This is a genomic window from Bacillus sp. BK450 (genome assembly GCF_004364885.1).
GTDB lineage: Bacteria > Bacillota > Bacilli > Bacillales > Bacillaceae > Bacillus > Bacillus safensis.
Window position 1 is genome coordinate 257,943 of sequence record NZ_SOBQ01000005.1, and the last position, 14,745, is coordinate 272,687.

The 14,745-nt window shown below is 41.2% G+C and carries 17 protein-coding genes and 1 pseudogene; 12 read left to right on the forward strand and 6 right to left on the reverse strand.

What is annotated here, in order from left to right:
* Window positions 1-124 precede the first annotated feature (124 nt).
* A pseudogene (locus EV579_RS16725) lies at window positions 125-938 on the forward strand (leucine-rich repeat domain-containing protein).
* Window positions 939-1,031: 93 nt separating this feature from the next.
* Here the strand turns inward: EV579_RS16725 and EV579_RS16730 are convergent.
* From EV579_RS16730 to EV579_RS16745, 3 genes are all read right to left on the reverse strand, one after another.
* Entirely contained in the window at window positions 1,032-1,346 is a 315-nt protein-coding gene (locus tag EV579_RS16730) for a DMT family transporter (RefSeq protein WP_003217878.1), read from the reverse strand.
* Between the two features lies 1 nt (window position 1,347).
* Window positions 1,348-1,692: a DMT family transporter gene (locus tag EV579_RS16735; protein WP_073204364.1), complete on the reverse strand. Its 345-nt coding sequence runs from the start codon at window positions 1,690-1,692 to the stop codon at window positions 1,348-1,350.
* Between the two features lie 276 nt (window positions 1,693-1,968).
* Window positions 1,969-2,547, reverse strand: a complete 579-nt coding sequence (locus EV579_RS16745) for a TetR/AcrR family transcriptional regulator (protein WP_025093485.1) — start codon at window positions 2,545-2,547, stop codon at window positions 1,969-1,971.
* Window positions 2,548-2,723: 176 nt separating this feature from the next.
* Here EV579_RS16745 and EV579_RS16750 point away from each other — a divergent pair, with 176 nt between their 5' ends.
* The 4 genes from EV579_RS16750 (at window position 2,724) to EV579_RS16765 (ending at window position 5,708) form a co-directional block, all read left to right on the forward strand.
* On the forward strand, window positions 2,724-3,272 hold the full coding sequence (locus EV579_RS16750) for a VanZ family protein (protein ID WP_133744887.1): 549 nt from the start codon (window positions 2,724-2,726) through the stop codon (window positions 3,270-3,272).
* Window positions 3,269-3,733: a DUF6884 domain-containing protein gene (locus EV579_RS16755; protein WP_133744888.1), complete on the forward strand. Its 465-nt coding sequence runs from the start codon at window positions 3,269-3,271 to the stop codon at window positions 3,731-3,733. The genes EV579_RS16750 and EV579_RS16755 overlap by 4 nt, the downstream gene beginning before the upstream one ends.
* A gap of 151 nt (window positions 3,734-3,884) precedes the next feature.
* Window positions 3,885-4,514: a rhamnogalacturonan acetylesterase gene (locus EV579_RS16760; protein ID WP_024425819.1), complete on the forward strand. Its 630-nt coding sequence runs from the start codon at window positions 3,885-3,887 to the stop codon at window positions 4,512-4,514.
* 153 nt (window positions 4,515-4,667) lie between these two features.
* Complete coding sequence (locus EV579_RS16765; protein ID WP_133744889.1) at window positions 4,668-5,708, forward strand: NAD(P)/FAD-dependent oxidoreductase; 1,041 nt, start codon at window positions 4,668-4,670, stop codon at window positions 5,706-5,708.
* A gap of 61 nt (window positions 5,709-5,769) precedes the next feature.
* Here the strand turns inward: EV579_RS16765 and EV579_RS16770 are convergent, their stop codons facing one another.
* Window positions 5,770-6,096, reverse strand: coding sequence for a YnfA family protein (locus tag EV579_RS16770; protein WP_103132717.1), 327 nt, complete (start codon window positions 6,094-6,096; stop codon window positions 5,770-5,772).
* A 136-nt stretch (window positions 6,097-6,232) separates the two neighbouring features.
* On the opposite strand from EV579_RS16770, the gene EV579_RS16775 reads away from it, so the two are divergent.
* The 4 genes from EV579_RS16775 to EV579_RS16790 all read left to right on the forward strand — a co-directional run bounded on the left by EV579_RS16775 (window position 6,233) and on the right by EV579_RS16790 (window position 8,670).
* Window positions 6,233-6,736: a hypothetical protein gene (locus EV579_RS16775; protein WP_133744890.1), complete on the forward strand. Its 504-nt coding sequence runs from the start codon at window positions 6,233-6,235 to the stop codon at window positions 6,734-6,736.
* Between the two features lie 90 nt (window positions 6,737-6,826).
* The gene (locus EV579_RS16780) at window positions 6,827-7,852 is read left to right on the forward strand and encodes a zinc-binding alcohol dehydrogenase family protein (protein ID WP_133744891.1); all 1,026 of its coding nucleotides are present in this window, start codon (window positions 6,827-6,829) and stop codon (window positions 7,850-7,852) included.
* Window positions 7,849-8,376 (forward strand): YfiT family bacillithiol transferase, encoded by a 528-nt coding sequence (locus tag EV579_RS16785; RefSeq protein WP_133744892.1) that lies wholly within the window; start codon window positions 7,849-7,851, stop codon window positions 8,374-8,376. The genes EV579_RS16780 and EV579_RS16785 overlap by 4 nt, the downstream gene beginning before the upstream one ends.
* Before the next feature lie 12 nt (window positions 8,377-8,388).
* Window positions 8,389-8,670 (forward strand): hypothetical protein, encoded by a 282-nt coding sequence (locus EV579_RS16790; protein ID WP_133744893.1) that lies wholly within the window; start codon window positions 8,389-8,391, stop codon window positions 8,668-8,670.
* Between the two features lie 15 nt (window positions 8,671-8,685).
* On the opposite strand, the gene EV579_RS16795 is transcribed toward EV579_RS16790, so the two are convergent.
* Complete coding sequence (locus EV579_RS16795; RefSeq protein ID WP_024425228.1) at window positions 8,686-9,165, reverse strand: MarR family transcriptional regulator; 480 nt, start codon at window positions 9,163-9,165, stop codon at window positions 8,686-8,688.
* 168 nt (window positions 9,166-9,333) lie between these two features.
* On the opposite strand from EV579_RS16795, the gene mprF reads away from it, so the two are divergent.
* The 3 genes from mprF to EV579_RS16810 all read left to right on the forward strand — a co-directional run bounded on the left by mprF (window position 9,334) and on the right by EV579_RS16810 (window position 13,346).
* Window positions 9,334-11,904 carry a bifunctional lysylphosphatidylglycerol flippase/synthetase MprF gene (gene mprF / locus EV579_RS16800; protein ID WP_133744894.1) on the forward strand — a complete coding sequence of 857 codons (2,571 nt, stop codon included), beginning with the start codon at window positions 9,334-9,336 and terminating at the stop codon, window positions 11,902-11,904.
* A 92-nt stretch (window positions 11,905-11,996) separates the two neighbouring features.
* The gene (locus tag EV579_RS16805) at window positions 11,997-12,545 is read left to right on the forward strand and encodes a thioredoxin family protein (RefSeq protein WP_133744895.1); all 549 of its coding nucleotides are present in this window, start codon (window positions 11,997-11,999) and stop codon (window positions 12,543-12,545) included.
* A gap of 333 nt (window positions 12,546-12,878) precedes the next feature.
* Window positions 12,879-13,346 carry a thiol-disulfide oxidoreductase DCC family protein gene (locus EV579_RS16810; protein WP_024425226.1) on the forward strand — a complete coding sequence of 156 codons (468 nt, stop codon included), beginning with the start codon at window positions 12,879-12,881 and terminating at the stop codon, window positions 13,344-13,346.
* A gap of 36 nt (window positions 13,347-13,382) precedes the next feature.
* On the opposite strand, the gene EV579_RS16815 is transcribed toward EV579_RS16810, so the two are convergent.
* On the reverse strand, window positions 13,383-14,639 hold the full coding sequence (locus EV579_RS16815) for a transcriptional regulator (RefSeq protein ID WP_024425225.1): 1,257 nt from the start codon (window positions 14,637-14,639) through the stop codon (window positions 13,383-13,385).
* Window positions 14,640-14,745 lie beyond the last annotated feature (106 nt).

Consider the following 14,745-nt stretch of genomic DNA (forward strand, 5'->3'; position numbering starts at 1 on the left):
TTATCCTTTCCCTGTTTCTTCAAAAGAAATATCAGAAAGTGCTAAAGATAATCATGTGTTGACTCCAAAATACTGATAAAATTTATTTAGATTATTCCTTAATTATAGGTATGGAGGTAAAAGCATGCGAAAAGAAGACCCCCAATATATTTTTCGTAATGATGCACGACCAGAAGTTGTTCATGATTTAGCCGATGTAGATGAAAATTCCACTGAGTTGTTAATCACAGGAAAAACAAAAAATATTGAAAGGTTGAAATCTTTTTCTAACCTGACGAAATTGTGGATTTACAAAGTGAACCAAAAAGGAATTCAATACGATCTTAAGCTTAGTTAATCCCAAAATGCTCTTTGTGCATGAACTGAGAGTAGAAGATTTATCAATCATCAGTTCTCTTAAAGATGTTGAGGTATTGGCACTTGAATGGAATACAAAGGCACAAAGTTTATGGGATTTATCAAAAAACACGTTTTCAAAATCTTTATCCATAACAGATTTTTCAAAGTTGAATGACATAGCCCCTTTGCAAAAAAACACTGGTTTAGAATTTCTACAATTGTCAGGCGGGATTTGGAATACATTAAATATAAATACTCTTCAACCTTTAAGATACCTCAAGAATTTAACATATCTGTGCTTATCAAATATAAAAGTGAAGGACGAGTCTTTAGAGCCGATATCGGAATTAGAGGGACTCAAGGAACTTGAAATTTCGAACCAATTCCCGACAGAAGAATATGCCAGGTTATCCGTAACCCTCCCAAATACGAAGTGTGATCGTTTTGCGCCATACATCTATTTATCAAGTCCTATTGTAGATAAAGATGTGATGGTGATTGGAAAGCGAAAACCGAAATTAAATTCAAAAGTTGATGGGGAAAAGTTGCAAAAATACGAAAAACAATTTAAAGCGTACCAAGAAAAATTTATAAAATAACTTAAAAAGCAATGGAAAATCAACTCCATTGCTTTTTCTATTGCTAATGTAATGGCTAATACCATCATAAACTTTTTCTTTCTTGTGACTCAATTACGCAAACAACTTCAGCCCAACCACACCAATCACAATCAGCAGCAAGCTGAGTATACGAATCATGTTTTTCGGCTCTTTAAATAGAATCATATTAAACAAGACAGAGCCTGCCGTTCCAAGACCAATCCAGACCGTATAAGCGACGGATACTTGAACAGACGAGAATGAGGCGTATAAAAACAAAAAGGATAAGGCAAACCCGCCGACAAATAAAATGCCTGTCGTGATTTGCTTTTTCTTACTAAACATATTGAGGCCAATGGTTCCGCCGATTTCGCAGGCAGAGGCCAACAGTACAAAAAACCAGCCCATGTTATACCGCTTCTCCTTTCTGCTCATGTGCATCTCCATCAGACACTTTCAGCCCAATAATCCCGAGAATCAAAATGCCCATAAATAAGAGTTTTTCAAATGAAAACGAACCGCCGAACAGCGCATAATCCATCAAAGATGTCCCTATCGTTCCAACTCCGGCAAACACGGCGTACACGGTCCCTGTCGGCAGCTTCTCGCAGGCCTTCATTAAAAAATAAAAATCAACTGGGATCAGGCAGATAATGATCGCCCATTCCCACACAGCATCAGCCCTATTTAAACCAAACACCCAAAGTAATTCGAATAAACAAGTGAGTGCAACATACATCCAGCTTTTTTTCATCGTATTTCCTCCTAAAAACTCAAAAATGACGATTCGTCATTTTGAAATCAAAAAAGAGCGTACAGCAAGTGCTGTACTCAGATTGTCGACAAAGGGCTAAAATGAACTTGATTTTAGCCCTTTGTCTTCTTTTCAGCGTGATAGAAAACCTTTGCAGTCTAGAAAGGGCGAGTACCGGAGCGGAGCGAATTGGACATTCGTGAGCACCGGAGCGCAGACCTGACACCGAATGCGAGGGTTTGTCTACACGCTGCGTACAGCGAGTGCTGTACTAAGTTAAGGTGTCTCTATGCCAAGTGCGTAAAGAAGAAATTGCTTCACCTCTCGCTTTTGAATCAGAACCTCTTCTGTATCTGTTTCCGTAAACAAGTACATTTGCTCAGCAGACGATTCGAGTAAACCGATAATGAATTTAGCTGCATATTGACAGTTCAAATTCGCACGGACTCTTTTGTCCTGCTTTGCTTTTTCTAGAAAAGCAGCGACCCATTTGTAAATCGGCTCATAAATATCTTCCCATTCCTTTAAATGCTCGGTGGCGGCTAAGCCTGAGTAGGTCAGGGCAAGGACATCACGGTATTGTCTTGTAAAAGCAAAGATGAATTCAACAAGCGCATCTGCTTGATCGAGGACATCTGCATGCTGAGTGAATTCCTTTTCGATTGCAGGCACCATCTGTGCGATAAGATGTTCTGCGATTGCAGGCATGACGGAAAGCTTTGAAGGAAAATATAAATAAAACGTTCCTTGCGCTACTCCTGCTGCTTTCACAATATCCGAAATGGTCGTCTTTTCGATGCCTTTTTCTTTAAACGCATCAATCGCAGCAAGCATAATCTTTTCTCGTTTCGACATATCATCACCGACCTTAAATGACTGAATGTCATTCAGTTTAGCGAGAAAATGACGATTTGTCAATATGGTTTTCTCTTCATTGAATGTGAGAATAAGTGATGAATAGATGCGGGCAAGCCTGAATAAGCTGTAAATATGGTCAAGCATCATCATGTGAGAAAGGGGCAGCTCTCTGTATGACATCCAGTGCTATGTTTTCCATTGCTTATTTTCTCCTGCTCGTCCCGCTCTATTTACATATGAGATACAGACAGGCAAAAAAGCACAATCGTTTTATCTATTTGCGGACAGAATTGGTCTTAGCCATTCTGTTTATTTATACGAATGTTTTATTATATTTGACGGTCTTTCCAAATCGTTTTTCCGCCCCAAGAGATCAGGTGAGTGTCAACCTCATGCTTTTGCAGTCCATTTATCAAAATCTTCACGCCTACCATCATGGCTATCCAAATCTTGTCTTTTTAAACTTAGCAGGCAACATATTGTTATTTGTACCACTCGGGTTTTTTCTCTATCAAGCCTTTCGAACCATGCGCTGGCAAAAGGCGGTTCTTGGGGGCTTTCTCCTGTCAACCATGATCGAATTGCTCCAATGGATGTTCTCGCAATCTGGTATCATTACAAGAAGCAGCGATATTGATGATATTCTCTTAAATACACTTGGCACAGCGTTAGGCTGTATTTTGTATCGGATGTATCGACGAAGGAAGGAGAAAATCAAGTGAAGCGAGTTTGTATCATTCCATGTGGCGCGAAGAAAATTTGGGATGTCGATCCAGAAGCAGGGAGCCAGCCAGCGAATCATGTCTATTTAAGTCCCCTGCATCAGCGTACGAAAAGCTATGCTCAAACGTTCTTTTCAGACTGGATGATCTTATCAGCGAAGCACGGCTTCTTAAAGGCAAATGATATCATACATGAAAATTATGATGTGGCTTTTGGTACACCGCATGCTAAGCAGATCACACAAGAAGAACTGAGCCAGCAATTTCATCAAAAAAACCTTTTCGCATATGATGAACTGGTGGTACTAGGTGGAAAGAAATATCGAAAAGTGATCGATCCTTTATTACAGCCTCATCAAAAAGCAAATTATCCGCTGGCTCCATATAAAGGAATTGGCTACATGCTTCAGGCGTTACATCAAGCAGTGGAATCAAAAATAGAACTTCCGCCGCATATTTAACACATTCACATCTACCGGTAAGCAGGGTTTTGATCATTAAAAAGAGAATAATTGAAATAGCGATGCTGATTGTTTCATATCTTTTCAGCAGCCACTAGGATGCCCGTATCGCTCGGGTGAAGTGGCTCAATGAAAAAGGAGGCGTATGAACATGACAACCATCTATTTAGCTGGTGATTCGACCGTTTCATCTTATCCAGATCGTCCTGTTCAAGGAGGATGGGGAGAGTTTTTACACCGCTATACAGCGCATGGGGTTAACGTCGAGAACCGTGCCATTGGTGGAAGAAGCTCCAAAACATTCATTGAAGAAGGACGCCTTGATGACATATTGGCTGACATTCAGCCAGGAGACTGGCTTTTCACGCAAATGGGGCACAATGATGCTTCCAAGGAAAAGCCTGAGCGGCATACAGATCCTTTCACAACGTATAAAAGCTACCTGTCTCAATATATTCATGGAGCAAGAGCAAAAGGGGCAACACCACTTTTGTTAACGCCAGTCGGCCGTTTTCATGAAAAAGACGGGGAATTTATCAATGATTTTCCTGATTACTGTGCCGCTATGAAAGAATTAGCCGATGAAGAAGAAGTTCTTCTCGTTGATTTAAATACCGCAAGCCTTCAGTTTTATCAAATTTCCGGCATAGAGAAAACGACCTCTTATTTTATGCTGTCAACAGGAATTGAGGATCGCACGCACTTTACAAAAGAAGGCGCAGATGCGATTGCAAGACTTGTTTCTCTTGAATTAAAAGACCTTGGTTTAACCATTGTGTGATGAATGACAGGACGAGTGAGCGCTCGTCCTGTTCTTTTTTTGCAGAAAGCTATTGATTCCCCTCACTAGAGTAGACTACAATAGATACATATGATAATGAGAATCAATATCACTGAAAAATAGATCATTCGATGGAATACTGGAGGGACTCAAATGACAGAGCAGCTTGAATTGTTTGACGTCACCATTATTGGCGGCGGTCCAGCAGGCATGTATACCGCCTTTTATAGTGGGATGCGGGACTTAAAGACGAAGGTACTTGAGTACAACGAAAGCCTTGGCGGGAAAATCCTTCTGTATCCTGAAAAGGTCATTTGGGATGTCGGCGGTTTGCCGCCAACAAGAGGAGAACAGCTGATACAGCAGCTGGAAACACAGGCGAAAACTTTTGAACCAGAGATTGCACTGAATCAAAAAATCACGTCATTTGAGCGAGATGAACATAATCACATCTTACTGACGGCTGAAAATGGTGATCGTCATTTGACAAAGACCCTCATATTAGCGATGGGTCACGGCATTCCAGTTCAGCGGAAACTTGAAATCGAGCATGCAGACCGCTATGAAGTGACAAACCTTTATTACACTGTCCAGGAGCTCAAGACATTTGCAGGGAAGCGGGTTGTGATTTCTGGAGGTGGCGACTCAGCGGTTGACTGGGCCAATGCCCTTGCACCGATTGCTGAAAGTGTCACCGTCGTGCATCGGCGTGACATGTTTGGCGGACATGAGAAAAACGTCGCCAACATGAAGGCAACTTGCAAACAAATTTTAACCCCGCATGAACTAACAGAGCTGCATGGTCAAGGCGACAAAATTGCTGCGGTCACCATTCAAAACATAGAGACAGGTGAAAAAGAACGAATCGAAACAGATGCTGTGATTGTCAATCACGGAATGAAAGGCGATCTAAGTGTGCTATCAGAATGGGGCCTTAAGCAAGGTGAATGGGGACTGATCGAGGTCAATGAAAAAATGGAAACCAATTTACCGGGCGTCTATGCGGTAGGCGACTTGTGTACACATAAAAGCAAGGTTCGCTTAATTGCCGGCACGTTTGTTGATGGAGTCAATGCACTGAATAGCGCAAAGCTGTACATCGAACCAGAAGCTGAAAAAGTGGCATACGTTTCCTCTCATAATGAACGCTTTAAAGAGAAAAACAAAGAATTACAAACAGCTGGAGCTCGTTGAAGCATTCAAATAACATAGCAAAGTGCTGCCCGTATGTGGCAGCACTTTTTATATGGGTCCATTAATTGCGAGGCGCAAATAACATCACACTGACTCCAGCCAAACAGATCAAAGCACCCATCCAGTCATATAGATCAGGTGTTTTTCGATCGACCCACCAGCCCCAAAACACAGCAAGAATGACAAAAACACCGCCATAGGCAGCATAAACCCGTCCGAAAGTCGGGAACTGCTGAAAGGTTGGAATGATGCCATATACAACCAAGATGAGGCTGCCGGCGATCCCGAAGCTGACAGGTTTTGCTTCACGCAGCCAAAGCCATACCAAATAGCCGCCGCCAATTTCTGCTAAACCTGCTAATAAAAAAAGAACAATCGTCACCATCATATACGGACACTCCAATTTCTCCAATTTACACCCTATTATGACATGAGGAAAGAATGCGTTCTACCTCAATTGAATGGAGAGGAGCGAAGGGGAACATTTTGGCAATTCAAACGTAGTACATATGGAGGTGAAACACATGAAAACATCCATAGAAAAAGACCTATTTCTCTTATCAGTCAGACACGTATGTATTGCCATTTATTTTCTTGTGATCCCATTTGTAGTCCCAATTTTTTATCACCCATCTCCTTTATCGATTGCGCTTATTGCACTTTTTATAACTCATAACTTAGCAGAAAGTATCATTTGGCTATATAAATCGAGAAAGATTAGAAAGCACCAGTCAGGTGACTTATCAAAACGCGGGCATGTCTTTAGCCAGCTCGTGCAAAGAGTTGAACAGCTCCTCATCCTCAGTTTTGTCATTCTATTGATCAATGAATGGATACAAGGAAGGGCGGATCTATCTACACTCTCATTCACTCTTTTTCTATTGATTATCTTTTTTCTACAGCACGTCCAGTTTTACTACGTTCAGCTATTTTTTAAATCCCACAGCTGGTTCACTTATGTTCCTTCTTTGCAAAAGGCACGTCCTTCATATATGGCGAGGGAGCGAAAGGCCCTGAAAAGGTCATAAATGTGCCATCACTCGGTTGATCCAGCCATAAACATCAGAAAATTATGATAAAATGTGGAAAGAAAGAATGGAGAAAGGGAGTGCGAGCGAGTGAAAGCAGTTGGACTATTGGAGTATTTGCCGATTGAGCATGAGCAAAGCCTGATGGATCAGGAGGTCGAAAAGCCTAAGGCGTCTGGCAGAGATGTACTCGTGAAGATAGAGGCTGTGTCCGTGAATCCAGTTGATACAAAGGTGAGATCACCGAAGGATCAGAAGGAAGAAAAACTGAAAATTCTAGGCTATGATGCAAGCGGTACGGTTGTTGAAGTGGGCGAAGCGTGTACATTGTTTCAGCCAGGTGATCACGTATACTATGCGGGAGATATTACGCGTCAAGGGTCGAATAGTGAATATCAACTTGTGGATGAACGTATTGTGGCGAAAAAGCCTGCCAATCTATCCTTTGCAGAAGCAGCCGCGATGCCCCTTACAACAATTACGGCTTATGAGGCTTTATTTGACCGGATGCATATGAAGAGGAATGCTGAAGGAACAACCTTGCTGATCATTGGTGGTGCAGGCGGTGTTGGGTCTATCGCCATTCAACTAGCCAAATTAGCGAAGGCAACTGTGATCGCTACCGCATCAAGACCAGAAACAAAAGAGTGGTGTCTGTCATTAGGTGCCGATCATATCATTGATCATCATCAGCCGCTTTTAGAGCAGCTCGAGGAAAAAGGAATAGGCGAAGTGGATTTTATTTTATGCTTAAATGATACAGATGGACATTTCAAAGGCATGGCAGAAGCCATCAAACCGCAAGGCACGATCTGTACCATTGTCGAAAACGAGCACAACCTAGACATTCAATTACTCAAAAATAAAAGTGCGGCATTTGTATGGGAATTCATGTTCACACGCCCTATGTATGAAACAGCGGACATGATCAAACAGCATGAGCTTTTGACAGAGGCGGGTGAGTTATTTGAGCAGGGAAAAATAACGCATACCTTAACAAAGGTTCTCAGTCCGATCAATGCTGCTAACTTGAAGCAGGCACATCAAACACTTGAGCAAGGAAAGATGATTGGAAAATTTGTGCTTGAAGGATTTGAGAGAGGAGAGAGCGTATGACGTCATTACAATATCCAATTGGCTTATATGAACCGGTTGAAACAAAAACGAAAGCACAGCTTGAAGCATGGATTGATCAGCTGGCTGCAATCCCCGAAGAGTATGAAGCGGTGACCGCACCGCTTACAGATGCTCAGCTTGATACACCTTATCGGCCGGGAGGATGGACTGTTCGTCAGCTCATTCACCACTTAGCAGACAGCCATCTAAATGCATACTTACGATTCAAACTTGCTCTCACAGAAGATACACCGGACATACGTCCATATGATCAGGAGGGATTTGCCTCACTTCCTGACAGCAAGGCGCCCATCAGTTTATCTCTGCCTTTGATCAGCAGTCTGCATCGCAGGTGGGTCACTTTACTGCGGGGAATGTCAGAGGATGACTTCAACGCTTCGTATTATCACCCTGCCGATCAACAAACGGTGTCCTTATATGATGCAGCAGGAATGTACGTCTGGCATTCAAAGCATCACCTTGCTCATATTACGGAATTAATCAAAAGAAATCAGTGGAATTAAAGGAGTAAACGCATGTCTGGAAGAAGAATTGTCGGCGCCATGTTTATTTGTATGGCTGCACTGTTTTATTTAGCGAAATATGTTCTTTTTGAGATACGCTATAGTAACAGCTTAGGCTCAGAAAGAACGATTGAGGAACTTGAACAGCTGATTCCTGGCGTTACGTGGATCAGCATCTTTTTTCTCATCATTGGCTTAGCCTATCTCTTATGGGATGACAGGGAAGTGATTCGTAAAAATCTTCTCACCCCAGATCGGCAAGTAGAAGAAACAAAAAAGACGGACTTCAAGTGACCGTCTTTTTTCCTTTTAACCGCGTTCAGGACGCAGTGCTTTTTCTAAGATAGCAAGGCCTTCATTGACTTTTTCTTTTTCCTCGTCATTGAGCCGCTGCAGGGAATTTTTGATTTTTTCGTGTCCTTTTTGATAAATACTTCTGAAAATATTTTTCGCTTCCTCTGTCAGTTCTACGACAATGATTCTCCGGTCACGCTCAGAGTGCTTTCGCACGACAAAGTTAGACTGTTCTAACCGGTCAAGCAGACCTGTCATATTGGACAAAGAAGCGCCCATTTTTTCAGCGATTTCGGATACTTTGAGAGAGCCATGGTTATTGAGCAGCATGAGCACCTTCATTTGAGGCATACTCATATCAAGCTTCATCCATTCAGAAACATCTCCAAGACCTGCAGCTGTGAGTACTTTCATATAAAGAACCCATGTCTTTTTTTCTTCTGGAGATAAAATCTCTTCTTTTAATACGGTGGTGTCATGAATATTATATTCCACGCTTGTTCACTTCCTTTAAGCGGCTCTTTTTCTTTATATTACTGATTTTTACTTCTAATTGAAAGGTTCGTCAAGCTTTTGAATGTTAAACTGCATGAATCAAGTGGTATTTGTTGTATAATAATGTTCAGTTGAAATAATGAAGCAACCTAGAAAGTTGGGAAAAACATGTGGAACAAAAAAACGGGTATGACGATCTTAAAAATGCTTTTTCCGATCGTCATTATCCTTGTCTTGATTTTTGTCGCGAAGCAGGAGCTGAGCGGACTTTCCATTAAAAAGACGTTTTATATTATTGACAGCTTGAACCGAATGGACTTGTTTATTCTTGTCTTTCTTGGACTTGTCGCGGTTTTATCGATGTCCTTATACGATTTTATTTTACGAAAAAGCCTTGATATGCCCATCAGCGGCTGGAAAACGATACGCATTTCCTGGATTGCGAACTCCTTTAACAGTGTTCTTGGATTTGGCGGTCTATCAGGAGCAGGGCTTAGAACGCTTCTCTATAAGGAGTACATAACAGATACGAAAAAATTGCTGAAAGGCATTGCCCTTTTGACTTCCTCTGTCCTTTTGGGCTTATCTATTTTCAGTGATTTGATCTTGGTCAGGGTGCTTCCAGTTGAAAGTATTATCAGCCAGGAGCCGTGGCTATGGGCATTTGTCATTATCTTTGCCTGTATTGTACCGATTTATATCGTCATGGCATCCATTCGAAAAAGCTCGATCGAGAGCGGTGAAAATGGACTGAAGCATCCAATTTACGCTTATATCGGGGCATCGTTTTTAGAATGGCTGGCAGCTGGACTTGTCATGTACATGGCTGTCGTCTCTATGGGGATGAATGTCGATGTCCGAATAGTCTTAGGTGTATTTGCGATTGCGTCAATCGGCGGTTTAATCAGTATGGTTCCGGGCGGATTTGGTTCGTTTGACCTTATCTTTTTACTGAGCATGCAATACATTGGTTTTGATAAAGAGATGGTGCTGACGGCGCTCGTCTTGTACCGCTTCGTGTACTCGATTTTCCCGTTTATCTTAGGGCTTTGTCTAGCTGCTTACGATTTAACGGGAACGACGCTTAGACGTCTTGAAGGCAATCCGAAAATGGCACCTGCCATTGAAACAACGAACGTTTTAATTGTTTTGCACCGTGCTTTATTAATCCGTTTATTGTACGGATCTTTATCGATTTTAACCTTTGGAAGCGGCTTGCTTATCATGGCATCTGTTGTGCTTCCAGTCGATCGATTAGGTGTGATTACCAGCATTCCGCGCTTTCTGTTATCAGGATTTAATGGTCTTTCTTTAATGTTCGGAATCATTCTGATGATTTTGTCCATTGAAGTGTATAAAAGAACGAAAAGATCGTACGTGCTGACAATGATCTCTTTAGCAGGCGGTTTTGTGTTTACTTTGTTAAAGGGGTTTAACCTCAGTCTGATTTTTATTTTGCCAGTCATCATGGCTGTGTTTTTCTCTCTTCGAAATCAATTTGTAAAGCAGCAGGCACCTTATTCCTTGTATCAGTTTGTGACGGCTGCCGCTGGTTATTTACTCGTGCTGTTTAATTATAATGTCATTGGTAACTTTATTTGGACAAAAATCGGGCATTTCTTGAGTAAGGATTACTTGGTGCATAATGAACGGCATATCACGATGACAAGCATGATCGCTCTCATCGGTGTACCGCTTTTCTTCTTCATTAGTAAATTGATTTTTAATAAGAAAGCATTTCCGATTGGAGAAAAAGCAGATGAGGAAAAACTAAAAACGTTTTTAGAAGAAAAGGGCGGAAATGCCCTCAGTCATCTTGGCTTTTTAGGCGACAAAAAACTATTTTTCTCAAGTGATGGAGAAGCAATGCTTCAGTTTGGACGAATTGGCCGCTGCGTCATTGTGCTCGGAGATCCATCTGGACGTGAGGCGTCTTATCCGCTTGTACTTGAAGAGTTTTTACAGGAGACAGAAAAAGCCGGCTACCGCGTCGCTTTTTATCAAGTAGAACGAGAAGGGATGGCTCTTTATCATGACTTAGGCTTTCACTTCTTTAAGCTTGGGGAAGAAGCCATGGTCGATTTAGAAACGTTTACTCTGTCAGGTAAGAAAAAATCAAATTTACGAGCTGTGGCGAATAAATTTGAACGAGAAGGCTACACCTTTGAAATGCTGGAACCTCCCTTTTCAAATGAGTTGATCTCAACCTTAAAACAAATCTCTGACAGCTGGCTCGGAAAGAAAAAAGAAAAAGGTTTTTCGCTCGGTTATTTTCAAGAAGACTATCTTCAAAAAGCACCGATTGCGATTCTAAAGGATGAACAAGGGCAAATCATTTCCTTTGTATCATTGATGCCGATGTATCAAGAAGGGGAGATTTCCATCGATTTAATGCGTCATATGCATGATGCACCGAACGGGATGATGGATGCGCTGTTTATCCACCTGTTTCAATGGGCGAAAGAAAAAGGCTACAAATCGTTTAACATGGGAATGGCACCTTTATCGAATGTGGGGACGTTCCATCAGTCCTTTCTCACGGAGCGTTTGGCGAGTGTTATTTTCAACAATGTCAGATACATGTACAGCTTCAGCGGTTTACGGTCATTTAAACAGAAATATAAGCCTGAATGGCGCGGGAAATATTTAGCGTATAAAAAGAATACGTCACTGCCAGTCACAATGGTACTTGTCACCAAGCTGATTGGGATGGACCCAAATCGAAAGCGCCGTCCATAAACCAAAAGACCTTTACCTTTCACTAGGTGAAGGTTTTTTTAGACAAAAGAATAGCAAAAGTGGTAAAGTTGAAGGGTAAGGGGGATGTTCATATGACATTAAATGAATGGTTTACAAAGGGATTAGCTGAACGTACATATGTACACAACATGGAGAAAAACCGGGAAAATCTGCTCACGGTGTACAACCAGTATGCAATTCATCAAAAAGAAAAAGAGCTGCTTCAAAAGCTGCAAAAGAAAAAGCTCAGAGCACTTGTCATCACAGCGGATTGGTGCGGAGATGCGATGGTTAATGTCCCAATTTTCATGCGTATTGCAAATGAAGCACTCATTGATGCGCGCTATTTCATTCGGGATGAGCATCTAGACCTGATGGATCAGTATTTAACGAACGGGACCGCAAGATCGATTCCGATTATCGTCATCATTGATCAGGACGGGAATGAAGTGGGCAAATGGGGACCTCGCTCAGCAGAAGCGCAGCGCTTTGTCGACGAGAAAAAACCGGACAAAGATGCACCTGATTATGAAGAAGCTTTTCAAGTATTTGCGAATGAAGCCGCACATCACTATACGACAGACCGCTACTTATGGAAAGATATTGAGAAAGAAATAGTAGAAGTTTTGGCAAAAATATAAACCAAAAGACTACTTCGCCGCAATGTGAAGTAGTCTTTTTTTATCTTGTTTTTGCGTTTTACCTACAAAACCACCGCATAAAGATGTAGAAAACCGCAGAATTCTATCAAATACCGCAGAAAACCGCAAAGCACCACGATTTTCCCAACCACTTTTAGTTGAAAAACCTCATATATGCCATGAAATCAATGATTTTGCCCTTATCCAAAGGCTCATATAACGCACAACGGTTGGCTTTTTCCCAATACAAGAGGCCCAGCAACTATAGTAATCTAGTTGTAATCTCCTTTGAACGAACTAAAAAAATGATGGAAAAGGACAGGCGATCAATTTATGAAAAAAATCATTTATCTCGATCAAGAAAAAAAGAAGCTCGCTGAATCGAAAAAAAGAGAACAGCGTTCCATTAAATCACTGAGGCTGCTTGTGTTTTATGACGGACAAAGCCCTGCATGTGCAAAAACGATTGATGTGTTAAGATCACTCGATTGGAAAAATCGGATTCACTTTGAATCCTTTAGACACTCGCAGCTGCTCAGGCTGAATAAAATCAGTGAAGAGAAGGCGGAAAAACGAATTGTGTCTATTTCCCTAGCCAAAAATCAAAAGAATTCAGGGATTTATACTTGGCTGCGTATGGCCTGCCATATCCCTGCTTTATGGGGAACGGTCCCATTCATCGTGCTCAGTATTTGGCTTGGATTTGGACAGCATGCGTACGATTTCTTTGCAAAAAGACGGTATATTCATTCTGTCAAACGGGTGAACCATCATGACACAGATCAACAAGAGACCATTTAATAAATAGAAAAAGCATGACCTTCGATCGGCAGAAGGTCATGCTTTTTTGTAATAGGGAAGATATACTGTTAAATGATCGAGCAGTTTCTTTGTGTAGGACTTATAGGCCTGCTCATCAAGCTCAGCACCTGCATAGGTAAGCAAGGTCCTAAGAGCAAACAAATATTCACTGTGCAGCTCATTGTGTTCAAAGTAAGGAAGGGCTGCTTCGACCAAATAGGTTTTCAAATCAAGAGGGTTTTCCTCAATCATCAATTTATAGATTTTGATCATATATAAACAGTTTGGCTGAATACGAGGCTGTTTTAACAGCTCGTGTATGTAGGGAAGTGCTTTTTTGCGGTCATATTCAGCGTATAGTGTCGCAATTTCATATAGCGTTTCACAGTAACGATCTTCTATCTGTTCTTGATTAAAATAATTGAGTGAATCTAGTAAATAAGGCACAGCTGAAGAGAAATCACCTTCACGTTTTAAGAGCACCCCGTAATAAAAATAAGCGGACATTTTAATATAGGCATCAGGATGAAGGGACGTGTGCAAAATCACTTCCTTTATATATTTCTTCGCAGTTTGATAGGCTTTTAGTTCAAGTGAGATCACGCCGTGAATGAGTGTACAGTGAATAATCCGCTTGAAATTGTTCTTTTGTCTATATAAATCCATCGCTTGATGTGTCGCTTCAAGCGCATCACCCAGCTGTCCCATGTTTCCAAGTGCTTTTGCATAGTGATAATACAAATCACTTTGTTCGACTGAAGCGTAGGAAAAGCAGCTTTCAAGCTTTTTGAGCCCATCTTCAAGCTGACCAATTTTAATTTGATGAATGCCGTCAAGATATTCAAAAATTTCTTTTTCCGTTTCAATAAAGGTTTTTTCGAATTTTTTGAGCACGCGGTGTGTTTTTAAGGCAAGCGGCTGTTTATCCGTTAATAAATAAAATTGAAATAAGGACAAATGATACTGAATACCTAAATCGAGCGAAAAGAACTGCTCCTCGTGCTGAATGATCATTTCTGCATTTTGTTCAGCCTGATCGAGAGCATAGAAATACATATTCATTTGAAACTCATCCAAAAGTGACAGCAGATGACGCGCCTTTTGTGACAGCTTTTCTTGGCTGATGCCAAGCCGTTCAAGCAGCAAATTGATCGTATCTTGATTGGCCTCCTTTGAGCCATTTTCAATTTTACTTAAATGAGAGACAGAACAAATTCCTTCTGCCAATTCAGATTGGGTCATATTTTGTTTATAACGGTAGAGTTTAATGATTTGTCCAATATTGATTTTCATTCCATCCAGAAGCCTCCCTTCCAATCATGGTTGAAAGCCTTTTGACAAAAAAACCAGATCAGACAAAATGGGAATACTTGAAAATCATTTCATCATCTTGGCTTTT

Bases quoted from the DNA above. Each gene is read 5' to 3' on its own strand.
- EV579_RS16775 (WP_133744890.1), top strand. From the start codon at position 6,233: ATGAAAACATCCATAGAAAAAGACCTATTTCTCTTATCAGTCAGACAC.
- EV579_RS16735 (WP_073204364.1), bottom strand. From the start codon at position 1,692: ATGAAAAAAAGCTGGATGTATGTTGCACTCACTTGTTTATTCGAATTA.
- EV579_RS16745 (WP_025093485.1), bottom strand. From the start codon at position 2,547: ATGTCGAAACGAGAAAAGATTATGCTTGCTGCGATTGATGCGTTTAAA.
- EV579_RS16805 (WP_133744895.1), top strand. From the start codon at position 11,997: ATGACATTAAATGAATGGTTTACAAAGGGATTAGCTGAACGTACATAT.
- EV579_RS16760 (WP_024425819.1), top strand. From the start codon at position 3,885: ATGACAACCATCTATTTAGCTGGTGATTCGACCGTTTCATCTTATCCA.
- EV579_RS16810 (WP_024425226.1), top strand. From the start codon at position 12,879: ATGAAAAAAATCATTTATCTCGATCAAGAAAAAAAGAAGCTCGCTGAA.
- EV579_RS16750 (WP_133744887.1), top strand. From the start codon at position 2,724: ATGACATCCAGTGCTATGTTTTCCATTGCTTATTTTCTCCTGCTCGTC.
- EV579_RS16770 (WP_103132717.1), bottom strand. From the start codon at position 6,096: ATGATGGTGACGATTGTTCTTTTTTTATTAGCAGGTTTAGCAGAAATT.
- mprF (WP_133744894.1), top strand. From the start codon at position 9,334: ATGTGGAACAAAAAAACGGGTATGACGATCTTAAAAATGCTTTTTCCG.
- EV579_RS16790 (WP_133744893.1), top strand. From the start codon at position 8,389: ATGTCTGGAAGAAGAATTGTCGGCGCCATGTTTATTTGTATGGCTGCA.
- EV579_RS16730 (WP_003217878.1), bottom strand. From the start codon at position 1,346: ATGGGCTGGTTTTTTGTACTGTTGGCCTCTGCCTGCGAAATCGGCGGA.
- EV579_RS16765 (WP_133744889.1), top strand. From the start codon at position 4,668: ATGACAGAGCAGCTTGAATTGTTTGACGTCACCATTATTGGCGGCGGT.
- EV579_RS16785 (WP_133744892.1), top strand. From the start codon at position 7,849: ATGACGTCATTACAATATCCAATTGGCTTATATGAACCGGTTGAAACA.
- EV579_RS16815 (WP_024425225.1), bottom strand. From the start codon at position 14,639: ATGAAAATCAATATTGGACAAATCATTAAACTCTACCGTTATAAACAA.